This is a genomic window from Rhodococcus ruber, from assembly GCF_016804345.1.
Taxonomy (GTDB): Bacteria; Actinomycetota; Actinomycetes; order Mycobacteriales; family Mycobacteriaceae; genus Rhodococcus; species Rhodococcus ruber.
Genome location: NZ_CP044211.1, coordinates 4280030 through 4305858 on the forward strand (window position 1 = coordinate 4280030; position 25829 = coordinate 4305858).

Below are 25829 nucleotides of genomic sequence, written 5' to 3' on the forward strand. Positions count from 1 at the left end.
ATGATCGCGTAGGCGGTGCCTACTTGATGATCGCGTAGGCGGTGCCTACTTGATGATCGCGTAGGCGGTGCCTACTTGATGATCTTCGTGACGCGACCGGCGCCGACGGTGCGGCCACCCTCGCGGATCGCGAAGCGCAGGCCCTCGTCCATGGCGACCGGCTGGATCAGGACGACCGACATCTCGGTGTTGTCGCCCGGCATGACCATCTCGGTGCCCTCGGGAAGGGTCACAACGCCCGTCACGTCCGTGGTACGGAAGTAGAACTGCGGACGGTAGTTGTTGAAGAACGGCGTGTGGCGGCCGCCCTCCTCCTTGTTGAGGATGTACGCCTGGCCCTCGAACTCCGTGTGCGGAGTGGTGGTGCCCGGCTTCACGACGACCTGGCCGCGCTCGACGTCCTCGCGCTTGATGCCGCGGACCAGCAGACCGACGTTGTCGCCGGCCTGGCCCTGGTCGAGCAGCTTGCGGAACATCTCGATGCCGGTGACCGTGGTCTTGGTCGAGGTCGGGCGGATACCGACGATCTCGACCTCCTCGTTCACGTTGATGACACCGCGCTCGATGCGGCCGGTGACGACCGTGCCACGACCGGTGATGGTGAAGACGTCCTCGACGGGCATGAGGAACGGCTTGTCGGTCTCACGGACCGGGTCCGGGATGGACTCGTCGACGGCGTCCATCAGGTCCTCGATGGACTTGACCCACTTCTCGTCGCCCTCGAGCGCCTTGAGCGCCGAGATCGGGATGACCGGGGCGTTCTCGTCGAACTCCTGGGCGGCCAGCAGCTCGCGGACCTCCATCTCGACGAGCTCGAGGATCTCCTCGTCGTCGACCATGTCGGCCTTGTTCAGGGCGACCAGGATGTAGGGCACACCGACCTGACGGGCGAGCAGCACGTGCTCGCGAGTCTGCGGCATCGGGCCGTCGGTGGCGGCCACGACCAGGATCGCGCCGTCCATCTGAGCCGCACCGGTGATCATGTTCTTGATGTAGTCGGCGTGACCCGGGGCGTCGACGTGCGCGTAGTGGCGCTTCTCGGTCTGGTACTCGACGTGGGAGATGTTGATCGTGATACCACGAGCCTTCTCCTCCGGAGCCTTGTCGATCTGGTCGAACGCGAAGCTCTCGTTCAGGTCCGGGTACTTGTCGGCGAGCACCTTGGTGATGGCAGCCGTGGTGGTGGTCTTGCCGTGGTCGACGTGACCGATGGTGCCGATGTTCACGTGCGGCTTGGTCCGCTCGAACTTCGCCTTCGCCACTTGAGGGTCCTCCTGGACTGTTGTTGCTTGCAGTATGCAGCAGTGCGGTTTTGTTACTTACTTGGTCGTGCAGCCGACCGGTTCTGCAACCGAGGTTACTCGCCGGTCGCCTTGGCGATGATTTCCTTCGAGACGTTCGACGGAACCTCAGCGTAGGAATCGAACACCATGGAGAAGTTCGCGCGACCCTGGGTCTTCGACCGCAGGTCCCCGATGTAACCGAACATCTCCGAGAGCGGAACCAGCGCCTTCACGACACGGGCACCACTGCGTTCCTCCATGGCCTGGATCTGGCCACGGCGGGAGTTGAGGTCGCCGATCACTTCACCCATGTAGTCCTCGGGGGTGGTGACCTCGACAGCCATGAGCGGCTCGAGGATGACCGGCGCAGCCTTGCGCGCAGCCTCCTTCAGGGCCTGCGAACCGGCGATCTTGAACGCCATTTCCGACGAGTCCACGTCGTGGTAGGCGCCGTCGAGCAGGGTGACCTTGACGTTCACCAGCGGATACCCGGCGAGCACGCCGTACTGCATGGCGTCCTGCGCGCCGGCGTCCACCGAGGGGATGTACTCGCGCGGCACGCGGCCACCGGTGACCTTGTTCTCGAACTCGTAGGTCGCGCCGTCCTCGCCCACGAACGGCTCGAGGGCGATGATGACCTTCGCGAACTGGCCGGAACCACCGGTCTGCTTCTTGTGCGTGAACTCGAGCTTCTCGACCCGCTTGGTGATGGTCTCGCGGTACGCCACCTGCGGCTTGCCGACGTTGGCCTCGACCTTGAACTCGCGACGCATCCGGTCGACGAGGATGTCGAGGTGGAGCTCGCCCATGCCGCCGATGACGGTCTGGCCGGTCTCCTCGTCCAGCTCGACGGAGAAGGTGGGATCCTCCTCGGCCAGCTTCTGGATCGCGGTGCCCAGCTTCTCCTGGTCGGACTTGGTCTTCGGCTCGATGGAGACCTGGATGACCGGATCCGGGAAGGTCATGGACTCGAGCACGATCGGGGCGTCCTGCGCGCACAGGGTGTCGCCGGTCGTGGTGTCCTTGAGGCCGATCATCGCGTAGATGTGGCCGGCCACCGCCTCGTCGACCGGGTTCTCCTTGTTGGCGTGCATCTGGAAGAGCTTGCCGATGCGCTCCTTCTTGCCCTTGGTGGCGTTGAGCACCTGGGCGCCCGGCTCGATGCGACCGGAGTACACGCGCACGAAGGTCAGCTTGCCGAAGAACGGGTGCGCGGCGATCTTGAACGCCAGCGCGGAGAAGGGCTCGTCCTTGCTCGGCTTGCGGGTGAGGGCCTCCTCCTCGTCACCGAGCTTGTGGCCCTCGACCTCGCCGATGTCGAGCGGGTTCGGCAGGTAGTCGATGACCGCGTCGAGCATGGGCTGGATGCCCTTGTTCTTGAACGCGGACCCGCACAGCACCGGGTACAGCTCGGAGGCGACGGTCAGCTTCCGGATGGCGCCCTTGATCTCGGCGACGGTCAGTTCCTCGCCACCGAAGTACTTCTCCATGAGCTCTTCGTCGCTCTCGGCGACGGTCTCGAGCAGCTTCTCGCGGTACTCGGCGGCCTTGTCGGCCAGGTCCGCAGGGATCTCCTCGACGGTCGGCTCGGCACCGATCTCGACGGTGCCACGCCACGTGTAGGCCTTCATCTCGACCAGGTCGACGACGCCGTCGAACGCGTCCTCGGCACCGATCGGCAGCTGCAGCACGAGCGGCTTGGCGCCGAGGCGGTCGATGATGGTCTGGACCGTGAAGTAGAAGTCCGCGCCCATCTTGTCCATCTTGTTGACGAAGCAGATGCGCGGAACGTCGTACTTGGCAGCCTGCCGCCAGACCTGCTCGGACTGCGGCTCGACGCCCTCCTTGCCGTCGAACACGGCGACCGCGCCGTCGAGGACGCGCAGCGACCGCTCGACCTCGACCGTGAAGTCGACGTGGCCGGGGGTGTCGATGATGTTGATCTGGTTCTTGTTCCAGAAGCAGGTCACCGCGGCGGAGGTGATGGTGATGCCGCGTTCCTTCTCCTGCTCCATCCAGTCGGTGGTCGACGCACCGTCGTGGGTCTCACCGATCTTGTAGTTCACACCGGTGTAGAAGAGGATGCGCTCGGTCGTCGTGGTCTTGCCGGCATCGATGTGCGCCATGATGCCGATGTTGCGGACCTTGTTCAGGTCGGTCAGCACTTCCTGTGCCACAGGTAACCCCGCTCGTAGCTCGTGTCGGTCCTAGGGTGCGGACCAGTGTTCTCGGATGTTCAGCCGGCCTTGAGGGACCGACACAGTTGTGCGAGCGGCCGGCCGGGAGGATGTCGGTAGCACCGGATCCTCCCGGCCGGCGGCGACTCACCAGCGGTAGTGCGCGAACGCCTTGTTGGCCTCGGCCATCTTGTGGGTGTCCTCGCGACGCTTCACGGACGCACCCAGGCCGTTGCTGGCGTCGAGGAGCTCGTTCGCGAGACGCTCGACCATCGTCTTCTCACGACGCTGACGCGAGAAGGTGACCAGCCACCGCAGCGCGAGGGTGGTCGACCGGCCGGGACGAACCTCGACCGGCACCTGGTAGGTGGCGCCACCGACACGGCGGCTGCGCACCTCGAGAGCGGGCTTGACGTTGTCCAGCGCGCGCTTGAGGGTGACGACCGGATCGGTGCCGGTCTTCTCGCGCGCCCGCTCGAGTGCCTCGTAGACGATGCGCTCGGCGGTGGACTTCTTGCCGTCCAGCAGGATCTTGTTGACCAGCTGGGTGACCAGCGGCGACCCGTAGACCGGGTCGGCGATCAGGGGACGCTTCGGAGCGGGACCCTTACGTGGCATCAGCCCTTCTCCTTCTTCGCGCCGTAGCGGCTGCGCGCCTGCTTGCGGTTCTTGACACCCTGGGTGTCGAGAGAACCGCGGATGATCTTGTAGCGGACACCGGGGAGGTCCTTCACACGACCACCGCGCACGAGCACCATCGAGTGCTCCTGCAGGTTGTGACCCTCACCCGGGATGTAGGCGGTGACCTCGACGGAGCTGGTCAGACGCACGCGGGCGACCTTCCGGAGCGCCGAGTTCGGCTTCTTCGGGGTGGTGGTGTACACGCGAGTGCACACGCCGCGACGCTGCGGGCTGCCCTTGAGGGCCGCGGTCTTGACCTTGGCGGCCTTGTCGCGGCGGCCCTTGCGGACCAGCTGATTGATGGTTGGCATCTACCGGCTTTCTCGTTGTCTGAAGACTGCTCGCACGAGCAACCTTGGCTGTTCTGAAATTAGGGATCCATCGGTTGGGGCAAGAGAGCTGCTGCCCCGCACCCACCCCTCGTGTGCACACGAGGTCGGGCGTGTCGCGTACCCCCACACAGGCAGCCGGGGGCTCGCTCCTGCGGAGATTCCACAGACCGCGCGCACGGCACTACCTCGCATAGGCACACAGATCGGCCCGGGCATGCCGGACACGACCCACAACGATACCCGGCGGCGCGGCGCAAGGTCAAAGCGAGCCGCGGGGGTCCGCCGCCGCTCAACTGCTGAGGTCGAGGGTCAGTCGGGCCAGCGTGACGGCCGCCGCACACGGATCCGGGGACTGCGAGCCGGGGGCGTACTGCACCCACCAGCCGAAGATCCCCGTCGTGGACGCTCCCGCCGAGATCCCGCAGGACGCCGGGTCGTCGGGCGGGCGCATCAGCACCGCCCGCCGACCCTCCACGGTCGTGTTCTCCACCGTGTATCCCAGCCGTTGCGCCGTCCCCCGCTCGGTGTCCAGGGAACCGGTCTCGAACCAGTTGAAGGTGACCTTCGCCGAGCCCGCGGTGTCCCACCGGCAGATCGCCCCGAAGAAGCCTCGCTCGATCGCCTCCACGCCGACCGCCTCCGCGATCTGCTCGTCGGTGACGGCGTCGCATTCGGTGAGCAGGCGGGTGAACTCGGCGGAGGCACCACCCGATCCGGCCCCCTGCGGCACCGCCTGCCCCTCGATCGTGCTGCCGCACCCGGCGAGCGCCGCAACCAGGGCCAGCGCCACCGGCAGCGCCGCTGCCCGCTTCGTCCGCGTCACTCCTGTGCCCTTTCCGCGCTGAGCTCGGCCAGGTCGCGGGCCACCACGCACGCGTCCGCGGCCGGGGTGAAGGGTCCGTACGTCACGGACCAGTGCACGAAGTCACCGCCGAACTGCACGCCGATCTCGCACAGCACGGTCTGCCCGACGTCGTTCTGCGCCGAGCCCTGGAAGCCGGGTCTGCCGTCGATCTCCACGTCGATCGCGGGCCGGCCGATCAGATCGGAGCCGGCCCGTTCGCGGCCGATCGGACTGCCGCGGTACCAGGAGAACGTCACGCTCGGGCCGCCCGCCCCGACCAGCTCCCATTCGCACCCCACCGAGTTGCGGGTGACCTGTGCGAACGACCCCAGCCCGAAGGCCCGGGCCACCTCGTCGTCGGTGACCGACCCGCACGCACCGAAGAACGGGCCCGGCTCGGTCACCTGCGGCGTGGGCGCCGCGCCCGGCGCCGGGGCCTCGGCCGCATCCGAACCACATCCGGCGACGACGGCACCGGCGAGCCCGAGGACCGCGACCGTGGCCAGCTTGGGAGGCATGACACCAACCTAACCGGCCGGGTGCTGCGCCGCCGAACGCTGCCGGGCCGCGTCGAGCACCGTGTCCAGCTGCGCGGCCCAGTGCCGCACGATCTCGGCCCGACGCCGCGAGTCGTCGGTGAGGACGTCGGCGAGGCCGAGCCCGCGCGCGAGGTCGAGGGTCGCCTGCACCATGCGGTGCACCGTCGGGTCGACCTCGTCCACGCCGAGCTGCTCGACGGCGACCCGGTGGGCGACGCGGCCGAAGCGTTCCTCCAGGGGGACGATGCGGGCCCGCAGTTCCGGATCGGCCGCCGCGGCCGTCCACACCTGCAGCGCCGCCTTGAACAGGCTGCCGGTGTAGTAGTCGACGAGCCGGCGCACCACCGCCTCGGTGCGGGCCGCGCCGACGGGCATGTCGACGGGCTCGCGGCGGGCGAGGTCCATGCGGCTGTCGAACATGAACTCGAGCGCCGCGGTGATCAGGTCCTCCCGGGTCGGGAAGTGGTGCTGCGCGGCGCCGCGGGAGACTCCCGCCCGTTCGGCGACGACGCCCACGGTGGTCGCGCCCCATCCCAGCTCCGCGAGGCAGTCGATGCTCGCCTCGAGCAGCCGGCGGCGTGTGGCCCGGCTCCGATCCTGTTTGGGCTGGCGGGTCATCGCAGCGCACCCCCGGCGGCGGAATCCCCGGGTTCGTCGTCCACCAGGACCCGTTCCATCTGGCGGCGCCACACCGCCAGCTGGGGTTCGGTCAGCGGGTCGCGCGGGTCGATGGCGTACCCGAGGGCCGCCCCGCGCATCGCCTGATAGATCAGGTCGCGCACCTCGACGAACCGGGGGCGGTTGGCGATCTCCGGACCGAAGTTCGCGGTCGTCTGCTCCTTGATCATCCGGCCCAGGATTCGTTCGAGCGGCAGCAGCTCGGCCCGGAGTTCCTCGTGACCGCGCGCGGCGAGCCACAGCTCCATCGAGGCCCAGAAGTACGGCTGCCGGAAGTTCCACCACATCCGATCGACCGCGACGGCGATACGTTCGACCGGGTCGGCGGGCCAGGGATGGTCGCCGTCGAGGCCCTGGACGCCCTGGGCGGCGAGGTGGTGCACGGCGGCGACGAGCAGGGCGTCCCGCGACGGGTAGTGGTGCAGCAGCCGTCCGCGGGACACGCCGGCAGCCTGCTGGATGCGCACCGTGGTGGCGTTGGAGTAGCCGTGCTCGACCAGCACGGCCACCGCCGCGTCGAGGATCCGCTTGCGGGTGGCGCGGCTGCGTTCCTGCTCGCCGCGACGGCGGGTGTCCGGGGACGGGCTGCTCATGGCGATCAGATTAGGCAGACCGGCGCGCCGGCTCGCGGAGGGTGACCGTCCACGTGAGGTGCCCGGGACGGGTGCCGCCGACGACCGCCCGCACGCGCGCGCCCGGCAGGTCTCGGGCACGTCCCGGCCGGGGCGGCGGACCGTCCCTCACGGACGGCTCCACGCCGGCGGCCGCTTCTGCAGGAACGCGGTCATCCCCTCGACCGCCTCCGGCGAGCCGAACAGCCGCGCCGACTGCTCCGCCAGCGCGTCGCCGTACCGATCGAAGTCGGCGAGCATCCGCATCGTGGTCAGCCGCTTGGATTCGCCCAGCCCCTGCGGGGAACACTCCCGCAGCTGGGCGAGGATCTCCGCCACCGCGGCCCGCGGATCGTCGGTCTCCACGGTGACCAGGCCGATCGCCGCCGCGACCTCCGGCCCGAACCGCTCCCCGGTGAGGAAGTAGCGGCTCGCGGCGCGGGAGGTGAGCCGCGGCAGCACCGTCAGCGAGATGATCGACGCGGCCAGGCCCAGCCGGGCCTCGGTCAGCGCGAACGTCGACCGGGGCCCGGCGACGGCGAGATCGCACGCGCCGACCAACCCCATGCCGCCGGCGCGCACGTGCCCGTCGATCCGCCCGATCACCGGTTTGGGCAGCTCCAGGATCGAACGCAGCACCGCCGTCATCTCCCGGGTCCGGGCGGCGGCCGCCGCGGCGACGCCGCCCTCCGCGGTGCTCGCCTCGCTCAGGTCGGCCCCGGCGCAGAAGGTGCCGCCCTCGTGGGTGAGCACGACGGCGCGGACCCCGTCGTCGGCGGCCGCGTCGGCAAGTCCCTGCCGGAGCTGCGCGACGAGCCTGGCGGAGATCGCATTGCGGTTGTGCGGCGAGTCGAGAGTGAGGGTGGCGAATCCCTCGCTCACCTCGTACCGGACGAACGTCTCGGACACCGGCGCTCCCCTCAGTACGACCGGGGCAGACCCAGCGAATGCTGGGACACGAAGTTGAGGATCATCTCCCGGCTCACCGGCGCCACCCGTGCGATGCGCGCCGCGCCGAGCATCGCGGCCAGCCCGTACTCCCGGGTGAGCCCGCCCCCGCCGTGGGTCTGGATCGCCTGGTCGAGCGACTTGATGCTGGCCTCGGCCGCGGCGTACTTGGCCATGTTCGCGGCCTCGGCAGCACCGAAGTCGTCGCCGCTGTCGTACAGCACCGCCGCCTTCTGCATCATCAGCTTCGCCAGCTCGAGCTCGATCTTGCACTGGGCGAGCGGGTGGGCGATGCCCTGGTGAGCCCCGATCGGCGACTTCCACACGGTGCGTTCGTTGGCGTACCGCACCGCGGCGTCCAGGGCGTAGCGGCCCATCCCGACGGCCATCGCCGCGCCGAGGATCCGCTCCGGATTCAGGCCCGCGAACAACTGCATCAGCGCCGCGTCCGGCTCCCCCACCAGCGCGTCCGCCGGCAGTCGCACGTCGTCGAGGAACAGGGTGAACTGATGGTCCGGCTCGACGATGTCCATCTCCATCGGCGTCTTGACGAAGTTCTCGGCATCGGTCGGGACGATGAACAGCGCCGGCCGCAGCTTCCCGCTCTTCGCGTCCTCGGTGCGGGCGACGACGAGCACCGCGTCGGCCTGGTCCACGCCGGAGATGTAGATCTTGCTGCCGTGGAGGATCCAGTCCTCGCCGTCGCGGCGCGCGACGGTGGTGATCTGGTGCGAATTGGACCCGGCATCGGGCTCGGTGATGCCGAACGCCATGATCTTCGAGCCGTCGGCGAGCCCGGGCAGCCAGCGCTGCTTCTGCTCGTCGGTGCCGAACTTGGCGATGATGGTGCCGCAGATGGCGGGCGAGACGACCACCAGCAGCAGCCCGCAGCCCTGCGCGGCGAGTTCCTCCTGCACCAGGGCGAGTTCGTAGATGCCGGCCCCGCCGCCGCCGAATTCCTCCGGCAGGTTCACGCCCAGGAATCCGAGCCCGGCGGCCTCCCGCCACAGCTCGGTCAGCGGTTCGCCCTTGCGGGCCTTCGGCAGCACGTAGTCGGTGTAGTTGTAGCGCTTGGCCAGGCCCGCGACCGCAGCCCGCAGCTGCTTCTGCTCGTCGGTTTCGATGACGCTCATCACTTCTCCTGGGTGTCGGTGGACTCGGTGGGGGTGACGACGGCCAGCACGGCGCCCAGTTCGACCTGGGTGCCGACGGCCACGGGCAGTTCGGTGAGCACGCCCGCGGCGGGGGCCTTGACGATGTGTTCCATCTTCATCGCCTCGAGCCACAGGACCGGTTGCCCCGCGTCGACCGCGTCGCCGACCGTTGCCCCGATCCGGATCACCGACCCGGGCATCGGCGCGAGCAGCGACCCCGCGGCGACATGGGCCGAGGGTTCGACGAACCGCGGGATCGCTCGCAACCGCACCGGACCGAGCGAGGAGTCCACGTGCACCGTGTCGCCGTAGCGCGCGACGTGGAACTGCCGCTGCGCGCCGTCGATCGCGAGCACCACCCGGCGCTCGGTGTGTGCGACGAGGACGATGCCCGGATGGCCGTCGGCGACCAGGCCGTGCCGGGTGAGCCGGTACCGCACCTCGTGTTCACCGTGGTCGCCGTCGTACCGCTTGACCTGTGGCTGCGACGGCAGGTTGCGCCAGCCGCTCGGCAGGCCGCGGCCGACCGTCGCCGTCGCACGACGAGCGGCGGCGTCGGCCAGGGCCGCGGCGAGCGCGGACAGCGACTCGGCGGCGGCGTCGGCGAGGGGTGCGGCGAGCGTGGCGAGCCCGTGTGTGTCGAAGAAGGCGGTGTCGGTGTTGCCGGCCAGGAACTCGGGATGCCGGAGCACGTTCACGAGCAGGTCCCGGTTGGTGCGCAGGCCGTGCACCTCGGCACGGGTGAGCGACGTCGCGAGCATGCGGGCCGCGCGGTCCCGGGTCGGGGCGTAGGCGATCACCTTGGCGAGCATCGGGTCGTAGTGCACGCCCACCACCGAGCCGTCCTCGACGCCGGCGTCCAGACGCAGCCCGGGCCCGGGCAGCACCTCGAACTCGGAGACGCGACCGGGCAGGGCGAGGCGGTGCACCGTGCCGGACTGCGGCCGCCAGTCCTCGGCGGGGTCCTCCGCGTAGAGCCGCACCTCGATCGAATGTCCGCTCGCCGGAGGGGGTTCGGGATCGAGACGGCCGCCGGCAGCGATCTGGAGCTGCAGGTCGACGAGGTCGAGCCCGGTGGTGCACTCGGTGACCGGGTGCTCGACCTGCAGCCGGGTGTTCATCTCGAGGAAGAAGAACTCACCTCCGGCAGTGACATTTCCCGTCGCTTCGCTCGCCCCGGCGACATTTCCCGTCGCTTCGCTCGCCCCGGCGACATTTCCCGTCGCTTCGCTCGCCCCGGCGACATTTCCCGTCGCTTCGCTCGCCCCGGCGACATTTCCCGTCGCTTCGCTCGCCCCGGCGACATTTCCCGTCGCTTCGCTCGCCCCGGCGACATTTCCCGTCGCTTCGCTCGCCCCGGCGACATTTCCCGTCGCTTCGCTCGCCCCGGTCGCGAGGAACTCGACCGTCCCGGCGCCCTCGTAGTCGATGGCGTGCGCGGCGCGCCGGGCCGCCTCGAACAGCCGCTCCCGCATGCCGGGGGTGGCGTCGACGAGCGGCGACGGGGCCTCCTCGACCACCTTCTGATGCCGCCGCTGGATCGAGCATTCGCGCTCCCCCACCGCCCACACGGTCCCGTGCCGGTCCGCGAGGACCTGCACTTCGATGTGCCGCCCCGTTTCGAGGTAGCGCTCGCAGAACACCGTCGGGTCGCCGAATGCGGACTGTGCCTCACGTCGGGCCGCGGCGAGCTGGTCGGACAGTTCGGCCAGGTCGCGGACGACCCGCATGCCGCGGCCGCCGCCCCCGGCGGAGGCCTTGATCAGCACGGGCAGGTCGGCCTCGGTCAACGCGGCCGGGTCCAGCTCGGCCAGCACCGGCACGCCGGCGTCGGCCATGATCTTCTTGGCCTCGACCTTCGAACCCATCCGGGCGATGGAGTCCGGGTCCGGCCCGATCCAGGTCAGTCCCGCGTCGAGGACCGCCCTCGCGAATTCGGCGTTCTCCGAGAGAAACCCGTACCCCGGGTGGATCGCGTCGGCCCCCGCCGTGCGGGCAGCCGCGATGATCGCCTCGCCGCGGAGGTACGTGTCGGCGGGGGCAGTGCCGGGCAGGTGCACCGCGACGTCGGCCTCGGTGACGTGCGGGCTGTCGGCGTCCGCGTCGGAGAACACGGCGACGGTGCCGAGGCCGGCCCGCCGGCAGGAGGCGAACACCCGGCGGGCGATCTCGCCGCGATTGGCGACGAGCACGGTGGTGACGGTGTCGGAACGGTTCACTGCTGCCTCACATCCGGAAGACACCGAAGCTGTCGGTGCCCTCGATCGGCGCGTTGGCGATGGCCGACAGGCACATCCCCACCACGGTGCGGGTGTCGCGCGGGTCGATGACCCCGTCGTCGTAGAGCCGGCCGGACAGGAACATCGGCAGCGACTCCGCCTCGATCTGGTTCTCGATCGCCGCGCGCATCGCCTCGTCGGCGGCCTCGTCGAACGCCTGACCGCGCGCCTCGGCAGCGGCCCGTCCGACGATGGAGATGACGCCCGCGAGCTGTGCGCCGCCCATCACCGCGGACTTGGCGCTGGGCCAGGCGAACAGGAACCGCGGGTCGAAGGCGCGGCCGCACATCCCGTAGTGGCCGGCCCCGTAGGAGGCGCCGAGCAGGATCGAGATGTGCGGCACCGTCGAATTGGAGACGGCGTTGATCATCATCGAACCGTGCTTGATCATGCCGCGTTCCTCGTACTCGCGGCCGACCATGTAGCCGGTGGTGTTGTGCAGGAACAGCAGTGGCGTGTTCGCACGGTTGGCGAGCTGGATGAACTGGGTGGCCTTCTGGGATTCCTCGCTGAACAGCACGCCGCGGGCGTTGGCGAGGATTCCCACCGGGTAGCCGTGCAGACGGGCCCAGCCGGTGACGAGCGACGACCCGTACAGCGGCTTGAACTCGTCGAAGTCGGAGTCGTCGACGATGCGGGCGATCACCTCGCGCGGGTCGAACGGCACCTTGAGGTCGGCGGGCACGATGCCGAGCAGTTCCTCGGGATCGTGGCGGGGCTCGCGTACCTCCGGGTGGGGTTCGGGGCCCTGCTTGCGCCAGTTCAGACGACGGACGATGCCCCGGCCGATCCGGATCGCGTCGGGTTCGTCGACCGCGTAGTAGTCGGCCAGGCCGGAGGTGCGGGCGTGCATTTCCGCGCCGCCGAGGGATTCGTCGTCGGATTCCTCGCCCGTGGCCATCTTCACCAGGGGCGGCCCGGCGAGGAACACCTTCGACCGCTTCTCGATCATCACCACGTGGTCCGACATGCCCGGGATGTAGGCGCCACCCGCGGTGGAATTGCCGAACACCAGGGCAATGGTCGGGATCCCGGCGGCGGACAGCTGTGTCAGGTCGCGGAACATGCGCCCGCCGGGGATGAACACCTCCTTCTGGGTGGGGAGGTCGGCGCCGCCCGACTCGACGAGGGAGATGACCGGCAGCCGGTTCTGCATCGCGATGTCGTTGGCGCGGAATCCCTTTCGCAGCGTCCACGGGTTGCTCGTGCCGCCGCGGACGGTGGGGTCGTTGGCGACGATCAGGCATTCGACGCCCTCGACGACGCCGATTCCGGTGACGGTGCTGCCGCCGACCGGGAACTCGGTGCCCCAGGCGGCGAGCGGGGACAGCTCGAGGAACGGCGAATCGGGGTCGAGGAGCAGTTCGATCCGTTCGCGTGGCAGCAGCTTGCCGCGTTCGTGGTGCCGTCGGACGTACTTCTCCCCGCCGCCGGCGAGGGCCTTGGCGTGTTCGGCTTCGAGCTCTGCCAGCTGGGCGGCCATCGCCTCGGCCGCGGCGGCGTACTCCGCCGAGGACGGGTCGACGGTCGTCTGCAGGATGCTCACGCGGTGTACCCCAATCGTTTCGCGGCAAGTTCGGTGAGGATCTCGGTGGTGCCGCCGCCGATGCCGAGGATGCGCATGTCGCGGTACTGTCGTTCGACCTCGGACTCGGCCATGTAGCCGAGGCCGCCGAAGAGCTGCACGGCCTGGTGTGCGACCCACTCCCCGGCCTCGACGGCGGTGTTCTTGGCGAAGCACACCTCGGCGACGAGGTCGCCGTCACCGACGAGGGATCGCTCGACGACCCGCCGGCCGTACACCCGCGCGACGTCGATGCGCCGTGCCATCTCGGCGAGGGTGCGCTGTACCGACTGCCGGGAGATCAGGGGCCGGCCGAACGTCTCGCGGTCCCGGCACCAGGACACGGTCAGATCCAGGCACCGCTGCGCGCTCGAGTAGGCCTGGGCGGCGAGGGCGATCCGCTCGGCGACGAACGCCTGCGCGATCTGCGCGAAGCCGCTGTTCTCGGCTCCGACGAGATTCGAGACCGGCACGCGCACACCGGCGAACGACAGTTCCGCAGTGTCGGAGGCACGCCAGCCCATCTTGTCCAGCTTGCGCGAGACGGTGAAACCCGGTGTGCCCTTTTCGATCACGAGCAGCGAGACACCGGCGGCACCGGGGCCGCCGGTGCGCACAGCGGTGACGACGAAATCGGCGCGGCAGCCGGAGGTGATGTAGGTCTTGGCGCCGTCGACGATGTAGTGATCGCCGTCGCGGACGGCGGTGGTGGTCAGGTGCCCGACGTCGGAGCCGCCGCCGGGTTCGGTGATCGCGAGGGAGCCGACGAGCTCACCCGCGAGGGTCGGGGCAACCCACTTGCCGATCTGCGCTTCGTCGCCGGCGGCGACGAGGTGTGGCAGGGCGATGCCGCAGGTGAACAGGGAGGCGAAGGCGCCGCCGGAGGCGCCGGCCTCGTGGAAGGCCTCGCACACGGTGAGGGTGTCCGCCGCGTCGCCCCCGGAACCGCCGACGGCCTCGGGGAATCCGGCGCCGAGCAGCCCGAGAGCGGCGGCCTTCTTGTGCAGTTCGCGGGGCAGTTCACCGTCGCGCTCCCACGCGGCGAGATGCGGCAGGATCTCGCGCCGGACGAAGGAGTGGACCGTCGAGCGCAGCTCGCGGCGTTCGGGGGTGTCCCAGATGCTCACTCGGTGTACTTCCTCTCGGGGTTCGCTGTCCCGCCGCCCTCCAGGAGGACCTCGGGGATGTAGAGGTATCGGCTGCGCAGCCACTCGCCGAGACCCTTCGCCTGCGGGTCGAAGCGGGCCTGCGAGGCGACGCCGCGGCCGAGGATGCCCTCGATCACGAAGTTCACCGCCCGCAGGTTCGGCAGCACGTGACGTGTCACGGTCAGGTTCTTCGATTCGGGCAGGAGGGTTTTCAACGTGTCGACGGTGAGGGTGTGCACCAGCCACCGCCACTGGTCGTCGGTGCGCACCCACACCCCCACGTTCGCGTCGCCGCCCTTGTCGCCGCTGCGGGCGCCGGCGACGAGTCCGAGCGGTGCGTGTCGTGCGGGCCCGGGCGGTAGCGGCTCGGGGAGCTCGGGTTCGCCGACGGGTTCGAGTGCACGCGTCGGGGTGACGCACGGAATCGGGACCCGGTTGCCGTCGGGCAGCACCGCGGTGTGCGGCACCTCGGCGGCGCCGACGTAGCCGGGGGTGAACACCGCGTACGGTTGTCCGTTGCCGGGCGGGGCGGTCAGCGCGAAGCCCGGGTAGCTGGCCAGCGCGTACTCGACGGCGACCGACGAGAAGGCGCGGCCGACGACCTTCGGGTCGCGGTCGCGGACGGTGCAGCGCAGCAGGGCGCTGGCCGCCTCCTCGGTGTCGGCGTCCGGATGGTCGGTGCGGGCGAGTGTCCATTCGAGCTCGGCGGGCCGGGTGGTCAGGCTCGCCTCCACCTGCCGCCGCACCAGGGCGGCCTTGGCCTCGATGTCCAGACCGGTGAGGACGAACACCGCTTCGTTCCGGAAGCCGGCGAGGGCGTTGAGGGAGACCTTGAGCGTGGGTGGCGGCGCCTCACCGCGGACGCCGCTGATGCGGACCCGGTCCGGGCCGTCCGGGGTGAGCCGGACGGTGTCGAGGCGGGTGGTGACGTCGGGGCCGGCGTAGCGGCCCCCGGTCACCTCGTACAGCAGCTGGGCGGTCACGGTGCCGACGGTGACGGCGCCGCCGGTGCCCGGGTGCTTGGTGATCGTGGAACTTCCGTCGGCCTCGATCTCGGCGATCGGGAAGCCCGGCCGGTCGAGATCGGCGATCTCGGTGAAGAAGGCGTAGTTGCCGCCGGTGGCCTGGGCGCCGCACTCGATCACGTGCCCGGCTGCCACCGCGCCCGCGAGAGCGTCGAAATCATCCCGGGCCCAACCGAAGTGGGCTGCCGCGGGACCGACGATCACCGACGCGTCGGTGACCCGGCCGGTGACGACGAGGTCGGCGCCGGCGGTCAGGCATTCGGCGATGCCCCAGGCGCCGAGGTAGGCGTTGGCGGTCAGGGGCGGCGGATCGGCGGCCAGCCCGAGTTCGGCGGCCCGGGCGATGAGATCGTCGCCCTCGACGTGGGCGACGGCGACGTCGAGTCCGAGCCGGCCGGCGAGGTCGCGCACGGCCGTCGCCAGCCCGGCGGGGTTGAGTCCCCCCGCATTGGCGACGATCTTCACGCCCTTGTCGACGGCGAGCCCGAGACAGTCCTCGAGTTGCCGCAGGAACGTCTTGGCGTAGCCGAGTTCCGGGTCCTTCATCCGATCCCGGCCGAGGATGAGCATGGTCAGCTCGGCGAGATAGTCGCCGGTCAGGTAGTCGAGTTCGCCGCCCTCGAGCATCTCCCGCATAGCTGCGAGCCGGTCGCCGTAGAAGCCGGAACAGTTCCCGATGCGCACCGCACGGCCCGCCGGCTGCGCGTTCACGCGGTCGCTCCGTCCGGGGTGCGCCCGGCGCCGGGCGGACCGGCGAACGCCTGCGCGAGCTCGAGCCATGCATCCGCGTCCGGTCCGGTGGCGACGAGGTCGGTGTCGGTGCGGTGGACCCGCTGGGTCACCAGGCGGCAGAAGTCGACGGCGGATCCGGTGACGGTCTGGGCGGCGCTCTCGGGACCCCACGTCCACTCCCGCCCGTCGGGAGCGGTGAGGCAGACGCGGAACGGCTCGGCCGGCGGGGTGCGCCCGTGCACGGTGAACGCGAAGTCGCGGGTGCGGACACCGAGATGGGCAATGTGGCGCAGCCGGTGGGTGGGGGTCCGGGGGACGCCCAGCGCGTCGGCCACGTCGGCGCCGTGCGCCCAGGTCTCCATCAGCCGCGCCGTGGCCATCGAAGCCGCGCTCATGGGCGGGCCGTACCAGACGATCCTGGTCCCGGCCGGAACGGCCGCGAGGGCGTCGGCGAGGGCGCGTCGCGCCGCGCGCCAGTCGGCGAGCAGTTCGGCCGGCGGCCGGCGGGCCTGCTCCCGCGCCCCGTCGTCGACGAAGCGGTCCGGGTCGGTGATCTCGCCGAGCCCGGCGACGAACGCCTCCGGGTCTTCGACGGCGGTGAGGGCGGCCCGATCGGTCCACAGCAGATGCCCGACCTGGTGGGCGATGGTCCAGCCCTCGGCGGGCGTCATAGTCGCCCAGCGCTCGTCCGGGAGGTCGGCGACGAGGGCATCGAGGTCCTCGCCCTCGGCACGCAGATCGTCGAGAAGCGGTTGCAGCTCCGTCATGCGACCAGAGTCACACTCGCGGCACGGAAAAGCAAGCTCTCGTGATTGTTTTTTTGCGCGGCGTCGCCGCTGCTGCCGATCGTGCTGCCGTGCGGCAACATTCGTCACACGCGGGACGACGGATCCCGGGACTTCCGGAGGACGCATGAGCAGCACGGCACGGGCGCCACGAGGCGGCAGCCGGACCGTGCCCGTCGCGGCCGTGCTCGGCTCGGTGCTCTCCCTGCAGTTCGGTGCGGCCTTCGCCAGCACCCTGTTCGACGACGTCGGCGCCCTCGGCACGGTCACGCTGCGGCTGACGCTCGCCGCGGTGATCCTGTGGGCGGCGGTACGGCCGTCGGTGCGGCACTGGGGCCGGGCGCAGTGGCGCGGCGCGGCCGCCCTCGGGGTGAGCCTGGCCGCGATGAACGGCTTCTTCTACGTGGCGATCGCCCGGCTCCCGCTCGCGGCAGCGGTCACGATCGAGTTCCTCGGACCGCTCACCCTCGCCGCGGTGCTCTCCCGCCGCCCGCGGGACGCGCTGTGGGTGGCCCTCGCGCTGGCCGGGGTGGCCCTCCTCGGGGCGCGCGGCCTCGGTGGGGACGGCGACGCGCTCGACCCGGCCGGGGTCGGATTCGCGCTGCTCGCCGCGGCCGGCTGGGCCTGGTACATCGTCGCGGGCTCGCACGTGGCCGCCACCGTCTCCGGCGCGGCGGGCCTGACCGTCGCCACCACCGTCGCGGCGGTGCTCGTCCTGCCCTTCGGTCTCGGAACCGCCGGCGCCGGCCTGGCCGATCCTGCGATTCTCGGCGCCGGGGCGGTGGTGGCCCTGCTGTCCTCCGTGATCCCCTACAGCCTGGAGATGCGGGCGCTGCGCGATCTGCCGAGAAACGTGTTCGCGATCCTCATCGCCCTCGAACCGGCGGCGGCGGCACTGGCGGGTGCGCTGGTGCTCGGCCAATGGGTCCAGCCCGCCGCGGCGGCAGGCATCGCGCTGGTGATCGTCGCCGGAGTCGGCGCCCTGCACGGCAGCAGCGAACCGCGCTGACCCGGCACCGCGGCGGCGAACCGCGCTAACGGTCCACGTCGCCGGGCGCGGCCTCCGACCGGCCGTCCGGCTCGGCGCGTTCGTCCACCGCCGGCTCGGCGCGTTCGTCTCGAGCGCGGTACGACGCGAGCAGCCGCCGTTCGGCGTCGCGTTTCGGGAATGCGAAGAACACCAGGACGGCTCCGGCGGCGACGACGAGAAGGGCGGCGGCATATGCCTTCGTGTCCCCGGCGAGGAATGCCGCGCGCGCCGCGGCCATGATGGCGTCGGCGTACTGCGGGTACCGCTCCGCGAGATCGGCGGCACTCGCGAACGACTTGGTCAGCGCAGCCTGGGTCTGGTCGCTGATCTCGTCCGCGTCCGGCGACGATGCGACGGCCGCCGAGATCGACGCCACGTACCCGGCGGTGAGCAACGCCCCGAGGACCGACTGCATCACGGCCCCGCCCAGGTCCCGCTGCAGGTCGGCCGTCGCGGACGCCATCCCGGCGCGGGTCACCGGCACCGAGCCGGTGAGCGAGCGCGAGGCGGGCGTGCCGGCGAAACCCACCCCGGCCCCGACGAAGGCGTACGCGAGGGCGATCTGCCAGTAGCTGGAGGTCTCGTCCCACATCGTCAGTGCGACGGTGAGCCCGAGGAGGATGAACGCGTAGCCGAGCAGCAATGTGGTGCGGGCACCCCGGCTCTCGACCAGGCGGGCCGAGTACGGAGCCACGACGAGCATGCACGCGGCGGCGGGGAGGATCGTCGACCCGGCGGCGAGCGTGGAGTAACCGAGCACGTTCTGCAGAAACTGCTGCCCGACGAACATCGCGCCCATCAGGGTTCCGAACACGATGATGCCTGCCACCGCAGCCACCCAGAACGTCGGCCGCGCGGCCACCTTCAGGTCGAACAGCGGCTCGGGCACCCGCCGTTGCCGCCACACGAACACCGCGCCCGCGACGGCGGTGACGGCCGCGCAGACCAGGGCTGCCGTGGCGCGGCCGCTCTCGGGTGCGAGGTTGACCGTCATCACGAGCGCCGCCACGAACAGCACCGACAGGACTCCGCCGACATGGTCGACGGGACCGGTGGTCTCGTTGACGTGCGCGGGGATCAGCACTGCGGCCGCCACGAGGGCGAGGGCGGCGAGCGGCAGGGTGATCAGGAAGGCCGAGCCCCAGTAGAAGTACTCGAGGAGCAGACCGGACAACAGCGGTCCGAGCGCGGCGACCGCCCCGCCGGTCGCCGACCACAACGCGATCGCGCGGGTCCGTGAGGCTCCCGACCACAACGCGGTGATCAGCGCCAGAGTGGTGGGATATGCCAGTCCCGCGGCGAGACCGCCGGCCAGCCGGGCCGCGAACAGCACCTCGATGTTCGGCGCGAAGGCCGCCAGCAGACACGTGGGTATCGACAGGGCGACACCGAGCACGAGCAACTGCTTGCGGCCGTAGCGGTCCCCGAGCGCCCCCAGGTACAGCACCGACGCGGCCAGACCCAGCGAATACCCGACGGCGACCAGGTTCAACTCCGTCTGGCTCGCGTCGAATGCCCGGCCGATCGCGGGCAGTGCGATGTTGGCCACCGAGAGATTGAGGTTGGCGACGGTGGCGACCAGGATCAGCGTCGCGAGGACCGAGCCCGCTCGCTGCGGGCGACGGTCGACCTCGGCGACCGTCACCGCGACGTCCCGTGGTGCCGCGATGCGTCCATGTCCCACTCCCGATGGCAGTGTCCTCGACGATCATGATGACGCACCGGAACGCTGATCCGGGCCGATCGGGGCGATCGGCACGCGATCAGGCGCCGCGGACGATCATCCGCACCAGGTCCCCGGCCGGGCCGGCGAGCTTGCGAGGGGGGCGCCACACCGCGCGCAGGGTGCGGGCCAGATCGAGGCCCTCGACGTCGACGGCCCGCAGTTCCCCGGCCGCGAGGTGGTCGGCCACGGCCAAGGTGCTGAGCACGGCCGGACCGACACCCCCGAGCGCCGCGGTGCGTACCGCGGCGCCGCTGCCGAGCTCGAGCAGAGGTGCCGGCCGATCGAACTCGCGCAGGGCGAGGTCGAGCGTGTGCCGCGTCCCCGACCCCTCCTCACGCACGACGAGCGGCGTCGCCGCGAGTTCGGCGACGGTGAGCGGTCGCCGGCGGCGCGCCCACGGATGAGCCGGCGTGACGACCACCACCAGCCGGTCCTGCGCCACCGGGGTGCTGTGCAGTCCCGGTGGAACGGCGGGAGCTTCGACGAATCCGACGTGGCAGCGGCCTGCCGCGACGGCGTCGCACACCTGCCGCGAGTTGTGGACCTGCAACTGGATGTGCACGTCGTCGTGGAGACCGCGGAAGCGGCCCAGCCAGCGCGGGATGAGGTGTTCGGCGACGGTCATGCTGGCCGCCACGGTCAGTTCGGCCTGCCGGTCGGTGCGCAACGCCGCCGCGGCGTCGAGCAGTCGACGGGCGTCGGTGAGGGTCTGCCGCGCCCAGTGCGCGACCACGGTGCCCTCCGGGGTGAGCGCCGACCCGGCGCGCCCCCGGCGCACGAGCACGGCCCCGAGCTGCTTCTCGAGGCGGCGCACCGCACGGCTGGCATTGGGTTGCGCGACACCGGCCGCGCGAGCAGCCGCGCCGAGCCCGCCGTGATCGTCGATGCCGACGAGCAGTTCGAGGGCGGCGAGGTCGGGCCAACGGACCGTCGGCGACGGAGGTGGCTGCGTCATGCGCGAATGATATGGCCCTTCCCGACAGGGTGGGGCAGACTGCAGGCCGTGGAACTTCGCGGAGTGGACGACGCGGCGGCCGTGCTCGCCGCGCAACCGTTCAGCGTCCTGGTCGGTGCCCGGGTCGTCGGGTACGAGCCGGGACGCGCGGTGCTCGAGATCCCTTTGCGCCCGGAATTGCTGCAGCAGTTCGGGTTCGTACACGGTGGAGTGCTGGCCTATGCGGCGGACAATTCCCTGACCTTCGCAGCGGGAACCGTGCTCGGATCGTCCATCGTGACCACCGGGTTCACCATCGACTACCTGCGCCCGGGTCGCGGCACGCTGCTGCGAGCCGAGGCGACGGTCGTCGACTCGAGCCGGCGACAGGCGCTGTGCCGGTGCGAGATCGTCGCCGTGACCGAGGACGGTACCGAGACCAGGGTGGCCGCGGCGCAGGGCGGCGCCCGGGTGATCGACCTCGACCGGCGTTCGGGGCAGGGGGCCGGTTCGTAGGGGCCGCGGTGGCCCGGACGGGTCTGGTCCGGTTCCAAGGAGCCGAACCGGCCGGAGCCTCGGCCTGGGCGGCGCTCACACCTTCGACGTGACGATGAGCGCGGTGGCGGCGAGCGCCAGGACGACGACCGTGACGGTCAGGACGATGTTGCGCCACCAGTGATGCTTCGCCCGTCCCTCGATGAAGCGGCTCACCCGGGCCCGGTGCTCGCGTCCGCTCGTCACGAGCAGCACGAGCGCCGGCAGCAGGCACAGCAGGCCGATCGCCACCACCACGGGTGCCGGGCCGGGCGCCAGGCGCAGGAACAGCAGGACCACCGCTCCCAGGCCGGTCGCCGTGCGCAGCCACGCGAGAGTGGTGCGCTCCGGCTGCAACCCGGGGTCGTCGTGTCTCATCGCCGACCCGGCTCGCGTCGTGGACCCGGTGGCACGGTCACAGGAGGAGCGCCGCGGCGAGGGCCAGAGCCCCGACCGCCAGCATCGCGGCGAGCAGGAAGGCGATCCGCGGCGGCGGCAGGGGGCGTGCGGTGCGCATCGCGGCCTCGATCTGCAGCCAGCGCCGCAGTGCGGCGACCACGAGGACCGCGGAGAAGACCAGCAGGGCGCACGCCAGCGTGGTGCGCACCACCGGTCCCACGACGTCGCCGGCGAAGGTCTCGAGCGCGACGGCCGCCGCGATCACGCCGAGCGCGGTGCGGATCCACGCGAGGAACGTGCGCTCGTTGGCGAGGGTGAAGCGGGCGTCGGGTTCGTCGCCGTCACGCAACGCCCGCGGCCGCCAGTCGCGCAGAGGTCCGATCACGCAGTCGACCCTATCCCGGTGCCGCCCCGGACGGTCCGGCGACGGGACGGCGGAACCGATTACGCGAGTGTGATCTCGCCGTTGTCGACGGTGACAGCCCTGCTCTCGAGGGGACGCGCGGCGGGACCGTTCGCGACGGTGCCGTCGAGGTTGAACCGGCTGCCGTGGCAGGGACAGTTGATCGTGCCGTCCTGCACGGCCGCGACCGTGCAGCCCTGATGGGTGCAGATCGCGCTGAACGCGAGCACCTCGCCCGCGGCCGGCTGGGTCACCACGACCTTCTGATCGGGGAAAACCTGTCCCCCGCCGACGGGGATGTCGGCGACGGCCGCGAGGGGTTGTCCTGCAGCCGCGCCGGCCGGGGCCCCGGTGCCGGCGTCCTCCGCCGCGGAGGTCTGCCCGGAGGCCGGCTCGTCGCCGTACGTGCTGCAGGCCGCGGCGGCGGCCACGGCGGCCACCCCGGCACCGAGCAGCACCGAACGGCGGCTGACGGGAAACTGCTCGAGATCCATTTTCCGGCTCCGATCGTGGGAGGGACACAGTGGGTCGGTGCGTCAGAACGTGATGCCCGTCGTGCGGAAGAAGTACAGCGCCGAGGTCGTCCACACGACCACGATCGCCGTGAACAGGACACCGCCGGCCACCGGAACCGCCCATCCCGGCAGGCCCCGCCGACTGAGCAGCAGCATCTTGGTGACGAACGCCCCGTAGAGGAGGCATCCCGCCAGCGAGTGCCACAGCACCCGCGGCTCGCCGGTGCGAAAACCGAGCGCATACAGGCAGTGCACGGCGACGGGGACGGTCGCCAGCACAGCGAGGCGGCCCGACCATACGTGCAGGGTCCCGATCCAGCTCGGCGTGCGCAGTCCCGGCAACCGGCCGTACATCCCGGCCGCCGAGACGAGTTGCACCAGTGCCAGCACGCCGGCGAGGGTCGCCAGCCAGGTCTTGACCGCGGTCGGGCTGGAGAACCCGGCGACGTTGATCGAGAAGAAGGCCGGCTCGTGCACACGGCCGTAGGCGCCGAGCCCCACCGCGACGAGGGCACCCACCAGGAATGCGACGATCACGGGGGCCGTGCGCGGCGGCGCGGCGGGATGGACCTGCGGTGTGCTCATCCGTCCTCCTCTCGGTGTCACCGCGCGGTGGCACGTCAGAATGTGTCGCTGCCGGACACCGGGTCCGCGGTCACGGTCTCCCCGTCGACGACCGCCGTCCCGTCGGGTGCGAGGGCCGGGGCAGGTGTGGTGCCGCCGTCGCCGCCGCGGAGCACGCCCGTGACGGTTCCGTCCTGCGTGACGATCCAGCTCGCCCGGACATCGCCGACGTTCGCGAGGTAGAGGCCGGCGGGCGGTTCGGCCGGCGCGGCGTCGAAGGTCCAGCTGCGGTCGCCGAGCCACAGGGTGCCGCGCACCGTCGCGCCGTCGAACTCGCCCTCGAGACGGGCTCCTTCCCGGCCCTCGAGCTCGAGCCGGCCGGCCTCTGCGTCGCCGGCCAGCCACGACTCGACCGCGCTGCCGTCGCACGCGTACGCGACGGCGTCCTCGCCCTCGACGGCGATCGCGAGCGTGAGAGTCCCGGTCGCGACGGGGATCTGTCCGACGTAGGTGGCCTGCGCGGGGAACTCCACCGCAGCCGAGGTCGCCGTCGTCGTGGGGTCCGGCGCCGCCGTCGCGGCAGGACCCGGGGCCGGCGTCGCGCCGTCGTCCTCCTTGGAGACATTCACCGCGAGCAGCACGGCGGCGAGGACCACCACCGCCGCCAACGTGATCAACGGCCCCCTGCGCACCATGGGGTCCCCTTGCCGGTCAGCACTTCAGGGATGATGTCGCGGTCGAATCTACTCCGCCCCCGCCCGTCCGCTCAGCCGATCGCGTAGATCAGTCGACGACGACGTCCGCACCGCGGGCCGCGGCCGGGCGCGCCTTCAGCGGCTTGCGGGCGGGACCTCGGCTCACGGTCCCGTCCAGACGGAACCGGCTGCCGTGACAGTCGCAGACGATCTCGTCGGCCTCGACACCGGTGATGTTGCACCCCGAATGCGTGCACAGCGCGACGAACGCCCGGTAGTCCCCGGCGACGGGCTGCGTCACCACGAGACGCCGGTCGGCGAACAGGACGCCGCTGCCCACCGGGATGTCGGCCGCGGCGGCGACGACCGTGGCGTCCGGACCGGGCTCCGGCGGCGTGGTCGGCGCGGCGGGGGCGCTGTCGGTGCTTGCCCGCTCGGTGCCCTCGCTCTCGGCGCCGCACGCGGACAGGACCGCGGCGGCGGCGACGGCACCGGCCCCGCCGAAGAGGGTGCGCCGGCACAGACGCGGCTGTCCGTCTGTCGACGCGGAGCGTGGGTCGGTGGGTTCGATGCTCATGGGATCGTCCGTTCGGGTCGCCGTCGTGGTGCCGGAACGAGGTTAGCCGCAGACGCGCGGAGGGGCCGCGACCTACGTCACGGCCCCTCCGGGCGGGTGGTTCAGTGGACGACGACCGGCTGCAGTCCCTCCCCCGCCGGATGCTTGACGCGGGTGCGCGGCAGGAACAGCGCGGGGATCACCGCGAGCGCCATGAGAACGGTCGCGACGAGGAACGTGGTCGCGAACGCGTCGGCGAGCGAGGTGAGGATCGATTCCTGTACCGGTGCGGGCATCTGGTCGAGCGCCGCCTGGTCCATCTGTCCCCCGCCCTCGGGTGCCCCCGCCGGGGTCGCGAGGCGGCTGCTCAGGATCACCGACATGGTCGCGGTGCCCACGGAGCCGGCGGCCTGCTGGACGATGTTCATCAGTGTCGACCCGCGGGCCACGCTCTGATGGGTCAGCGTCTGCAGCGCGGCCGTCATCGTCGGCATCATCGTGGCGCCCATGCCCATGCCCATGACGAACAGCGCGCCGAGGAGCAGGACGTAGGAGGTGTCCGTGCCCACCTGCGTGAAGACCGCCATACCGAGCGTGACGAGGGTCAGGCCGACGAGCACGATCTTCCCGGGGCCTATCTGGTCGACGAGCCGGCCGGCGACCGGCATGGTGAGCATGGCGCCGAGGCCCTGCGGTGCGAGCAGGATGCCCGCCGCCAGGGTCGACTCGCCCCGCACCTGGAGGAAGTAGCTGGGGAACAGCAGCCCCGCACCGAAGAACGCGATCGCGAACACCGACATGGTGAGCACCGCGAACGTCAGCTGGCGGTTGCGGAACAGGTACAGGTCGATGAGCGGGTTCCGGGCGCGCATGGCGTGGAACACGAACGCGGCGATCAGCGCGACGCCGATCACGCCGGGAACGAGGACCCGCGTCGCGGCGACGGTGCCGACCTCCGGGATGGAGGAGACACCGAACAGGAACAGCGCCAGCCCCGGCGACAGGAGCGCCATGCCCACGAAGTCGAAGGACTCGGACCTGCTCGGGCGGTCCTTGGGCAGGATCACCACGGCGGCGACGAGCGCCAGGACACCGATGGGCAGGTTGATCAGGAAGATCCAGTGCCAGCTGGCGGTGTCGATCAGCCACCCGCCGAGAATCGGGCCGCCGATCGGGCCCAGCAGCATCGGGATACCGAGCACCGCCATCACGCGGCCGACCCGGTGCGGGCCCGCCGCGTGGGTCATGATCGTCATGCCGAGCGGCATGAGCATGCCGCCACCGAGGCCCTGCACGACCCGGAATGCGATGAGCGAAGAAATGTCCCACGCCATGCTGCACAGCACGGAACCGGCGACGAACAGGACGAGTGCGGCGAGGTAGAGGCGCTTGGTGCCGAATCGGTCCGCGGCCCAGCCTGTGAGCGGAATCACGCTGGCGAGCGCCAGCGTGTAGGCGGTCATGGTCCACGCGACGGTCGCGTAGCCGGCGTCGAACTCCTCCATGAACGTCGGCACAGCGACGGAGACGACGGTCACGTCGAGAATCGACATGATGGCGCCGAGCACCACCACCGAGGCGATCTTCAGAACTGCCGCGTCGAGCTTGTCGCTCACCGGCGCGGCGGCCGGGCCCGCATGGGGGGCTGTCATGGGTCGGTCCTCTCGAGGCGCGAGGGCAGGCGGACCTGCCG

At 71.0% G+C, this 25829-nt stretch carries 26 protein-coding genes; 2 read left to right on the forward strand and 24 right to left on the reverse strand.

What is annotated here, in order from left to right:
* Nucleotides 1-71: 71 nt before the first annotated feature.
* The 15 genes from tuf to F1734_RS19610 all read right to left on the reverse strand — a co-directional run bounded on the left by tuf (nucleotide 72) and on the right by F1734_RS19610 (nucleotide 16762).
* Nucleotides 72-1262 carry an elongation factor Tu gene (gene tuf / locus F1734_RS19540; RefSeq protein ID WP_003937665.1) on the reverse strand — a complete coding sequence of 397 codons (1191 nt, stop codon included), beginning with the start codon at nucleotides 1260-1262 and terminating at the stop codon, nucleotides 72-74.
* A 95-nt stretch (nucleotides 1263-1357) separates the two neighbouring features.
* Nucleotides 1358-3460, reverse strand: coding sequence for an elongation factor G (gene fusA / locus F1734_RS19545; RefSeq protein WP_010591978.1), 2103 nt, complete (start codon nucleotides 3458-3460; stop codon nucleotides 1358-1360).
* A 147-nt stretch (nucleotides 3461-3607) separates the two neighbouring features.
* Nucleotides 3608-4078 (reverse strand): 30S ribosomal protein S7, encoded by a 471-nt coding sequence (rpsG, locus tag F1734_RS19550; protein ID WP_003937663.1) that lies wholly within the window; start codon nucleotides 4076-4078, stop codon nucleotides 3608-3610.
* Nucleotides 4078-4452, reverse strand: a complete 375-nt coding sequence (gene rpsL, locus F1734_RS19555; protein WP_003937662.1) for a 30S ribosomal protein S12 — start codon at nucleotides 4450-4452, stop codon at nucleotides 4078-4080. Before rpsL ends, rpsG begins: the two co-directional genes overlap by 1 nt.
* Nucleotides 4453-4762: 310 nt before the next feature.
* Nucleotides 4763-5296 carry a DUF3558 domain-containing protein gene (locus F1734_RS19560; RefSeq protein ID WP_010591979.1) on the reverse strand — a complete coding sequence of 178 codons (534 nt, stop codon included), beginning with the start codon at nucleotides 5294-5296 and terminating at the stop codon, nucleotides 4763-4765.
* Complete coding sequence (locus tag F1734_RS19565) at nucleotides 5293-5835, reverse strand: DUF3558 domain-containing protein (protein WP_048773952.1); 543 nt, start codon at nucleotides 5833-5835, stop codon at nucleotides 5293-5295. The genes F1734_RS19560 and F1734_RS19565 overlap by 4 nt, the downstream gene beginning before the upstream one ends.
* A gap of 9 nt (nucleotides 5836-5844) precedes the next feature.
* Nucleotides 5845-6474: a TetR/AcrR family transcriptional regulator gene (locus F1734_RS19570; RefSeq protein WP_010591981.1), complete on the reverse strand. Its 630-nt coding sequence runs from the start codon at nucleotides 6472-6474 to the stop codon at nucleotides 5845-5847.
* Nucleotides 6471-7127 (reverse strand): TetR/AcrR family transcriptional regulator, encoded by a 657-nt coding sequence (locus tag F1734_RS19575; RefSeq protein WP_010591982.1) that lies wholly within the window; start codon nucleotides 7125-7127, stop codon nucleotides 6471-6473. Before F1734_RS19575 ends, F1734_RS19570 begins: the two co-directional genes overlap by 4 nt.
* Before the next feature lie 147 nt (nucleotides 7128-7274).
* Nucleotides 7275-8054 carry an enoyl-CoA hydratase family protein gene (locus F1734_RS19580; RefSeq protein WP_010591983.1) on the reverse strand — a complete coding sequence of 260 codons (780 nt, stop codon included), beginning with the start codon at nucleotides 8052-8054 and terminating at the stop codon, nucleotides 7275-7277.
* 11 nt (nucleotides 8055-8065) lie between these two features.
* Entirely contained in the window at nucleotides 8066-9226 is a 1161-nt protein-coding gene (locus F1734_RS19585) for an acyl-CoA dehydrogenase family protein (RefSeq protein WP_010591984.1), read from the reverse strand.
* Nucleotides 9226-11466 carry an acetyl/propionyl/methylcrotonyl-CoA carboxylase subunit alpha gene (locus tag F1734_RS19590; protein WP_203010955.1) on the reverse strand — a complete coding sequence of 747 codons (2241 nt, stop codon included), beginning with the start codon at nucleotides 11464-11466 and terminating at the stop codon, nucleotides 9226-9228. Before F1734_RS19590 ends, F1734_RS19585 begins: the two co-directional genes overlap by 1 nt.
* A 7-nt stretch (nucleotides 11467-11473) precedes the next feature.
* Nucleotides 11474-13072 (reverse strand): acyl-CoA carboxylase subunit beta, encoded by a 1599-nt coding sequence (locus F1734_RS19595; protein ID WP_010591987.1) that lies wholly within the window; start codon nucleotides 13070-13072, stop codon nucleotides 11474-11476.
* The gene (locus F1734_RS19600; RefSeq protein WP_010591988.1) at nucleotides 13069-14217 is read right to left on the reverse strand and encodes an acyl-CoA dehydrogenase family protein; all 1149 of its coding nucleotides are present in this window, start codon (nucleotides 14215-14217) and stop codon (nucleotides 13069-13071) included. Before F1734_RS19600 ends, F1734_RS19595 begins: the two co-directional genes overlap by 4 nt.
* On the reverse strand, nucleotides 14214-15974 hold the full coding sequence (locus F1734_RS19605) for an acyclic terpene utilization AtuA family protein (protein WP_010591989.1): 1761 nt from the start codon (nucleotides 15972-15974) through the stop codon (nucleotides 14214-14216). Before F1734_RS19605 ends, F1734_RS19600 begins: the two co-directional genes overlap by 4 nt.
* Nucleotides 15971-16762 carry a TIGR03084 family metal-binding protein gene (locus F1734_RS19610; RefSeq protein WP_010591990.1) on the reverse strand — a complete coding sequence of 264 codons (792 nt, stop codon included), beginning with the start codon at nucleotides 16760-16762 and terminating at the stop codon, nucleotides 15971-15973. The genes F1734_RS19605 and F1734_RS19610 overlap by 4 nt, the downstream gene beginning before the upstream one ends.
* Before the next feature lie 145 nt (nucleotides 16763-16907).
* Between F1734_RS19610 and F1734_RS19615 the strand changes: the two genes are divergently transcribed.
* Nucleotides 16908-17789, forward strand: a complete 882-nt coding sequence (locus F1734_RS19615; protein ID WP_026137587.1) for an EamA family transporter — start codon at nucleotides 16908-16910, stop codon at nucleotides 17787-17789.
* 25 nt (nucleotides 17790-17814) lie between these two features.
* Here F1734_RS19615 and F1734_RS19620 read toward each other — a convergent pair whose 3' ends face one another.
* Nucleotides 17815-19455: an MFS transporter gene (locus F1734_RS19620; RefSeq protein ID WP_017680004.1), complete on the reverse strand. Its 1641-nt coding sequence runs from the start codon at nucleotides 19453-19455 to the stop codon at nucleotides 17815-17817.
* 118 nt (nucleotides 19456-19573) lie between these two features.
* On the reverse strand, nucleotides 19574-20491 hold the full coding sequence (locus F1734_RS19625; RefSeq protein ID WP_017680005.1) for a LysR family transcriptional regulator: 918 nt from the start codon (nucleotides 20489-20491) through the stop codon (nucleotides 19574-19576).
* 63 nt (nucleotides 20492-20554) lie between these two features.
* On the opposite strand from F1734_RS19625, the gene F1734_RS19630 reads away from it, so the two are divergent.
* Complete coding sequence (locus F1734_RS19630) at nucleotides 20555-20986, forward strand: PaaI family thioesterase (RefSeq protein WP_040271979.1); 432 nt, start codon at nucleotides 20555-20557, stop codon at nucleotides 20984-20986.
* 75 nt (nucleotides 20987-21061) lie between these two features.
* Here F1734_RS19630 and F1734_RS19635 read toward each other — a convergent pair whose 3' ends face one another.
* The 7 genes from F1734_RS19635 to F1734_RS19665 all read right to left on the reverse strand — a co-directional run bounded on the left by F1734_RS19635 (nucleotide 21062) and on the right by F1734_RS19665 (nucleotide 25788).
* Nucleotides 21062-21382 carry a DUF202 domain-containing protein gene (locus F1734_RS19635; protein ID WP_010591996.1) on the reverse strand — a complete coding sequence of 107 codons (321 nt, stop codon included), beginning with the start codon at nucleotides 21380-21382 and terminating at the stop codon, nucleotides 21062-21064.
* 37 nt (nucleotides 21383-21419) lie between these two features.
* Nucleotides 21420-21788 carry a YidH family protein gene (locus tag F1734_RS19640; RefSeq protein ID WP_010591997.1) on the reverse strand — a complete coding sequence of 123 codons (369 nt, stop codon included), beginning with the start codon at nucleotides 21786-21788 and terminating at the stop codon, nucleotides 21420-21422.
* Between the two features lie 59 nt (nucleotides 21789-21847).
* Entirely contained in the window at nucleotides 21848-22300 is a 453-nt protein-coding gene (locus tag F1734_RS19645) for a QcrA and Rieske domain-containing protein (RefSeq protein ID WP_017680010.1), read from the reverse strand.
* Nucleotides 22301-22342: 42 nt separating this feature from the next.
* Complete coding sequence (locus F1734_RS19650) at nucleotides 22343-22906, reverse strand: DUF6529 family protein (RefSeq protein WP_040271976.1); 564 nt, start codon at nucleotides 22904-22906, stop codon at nucleotides 22343-22345.
* A gap of 35 nt (nucleotides 22907-22941) precedes the next feature.
* A complete protein-coding gene (locus F1734_RS19655) occupies nucleotides 22942-23580 on the reverse strand; it encodes a hypothetical protein (protein ID WP_040271974.1) in 639 nt (212 codons plus the stop codon).
* An 88-nt stretch (nucleotides 23581-23668) separates the two neighbouring features.
* Nucleotides 23669-24157, reverse strand: coding sequence for a Rieske (2Fe-2S) protein (locus tag F1734_RS19660; protein WP_017680013.1), 489 nt, complete (start codon nucleotides 24155-24157; stop codon nucleotides 23669-23671).
* A 101-nt stretch (nucleotides 24158-24258) separates the two neighbouring features.
* On the reverse strand, nucleotides 24259-25788 hold the full coding sequence (locus F1734_RS19665) for a DHA2 family efflux MFS transporter permease subunit (protein WP_017680014.1): 1530 nt from the start codon (nucleotides 25786-25788) through the stop codon (nucleotides 24259-24261).
* Between the last annotated feature and the right edge of the window lie 41 nt (nucleotides 25789-25829).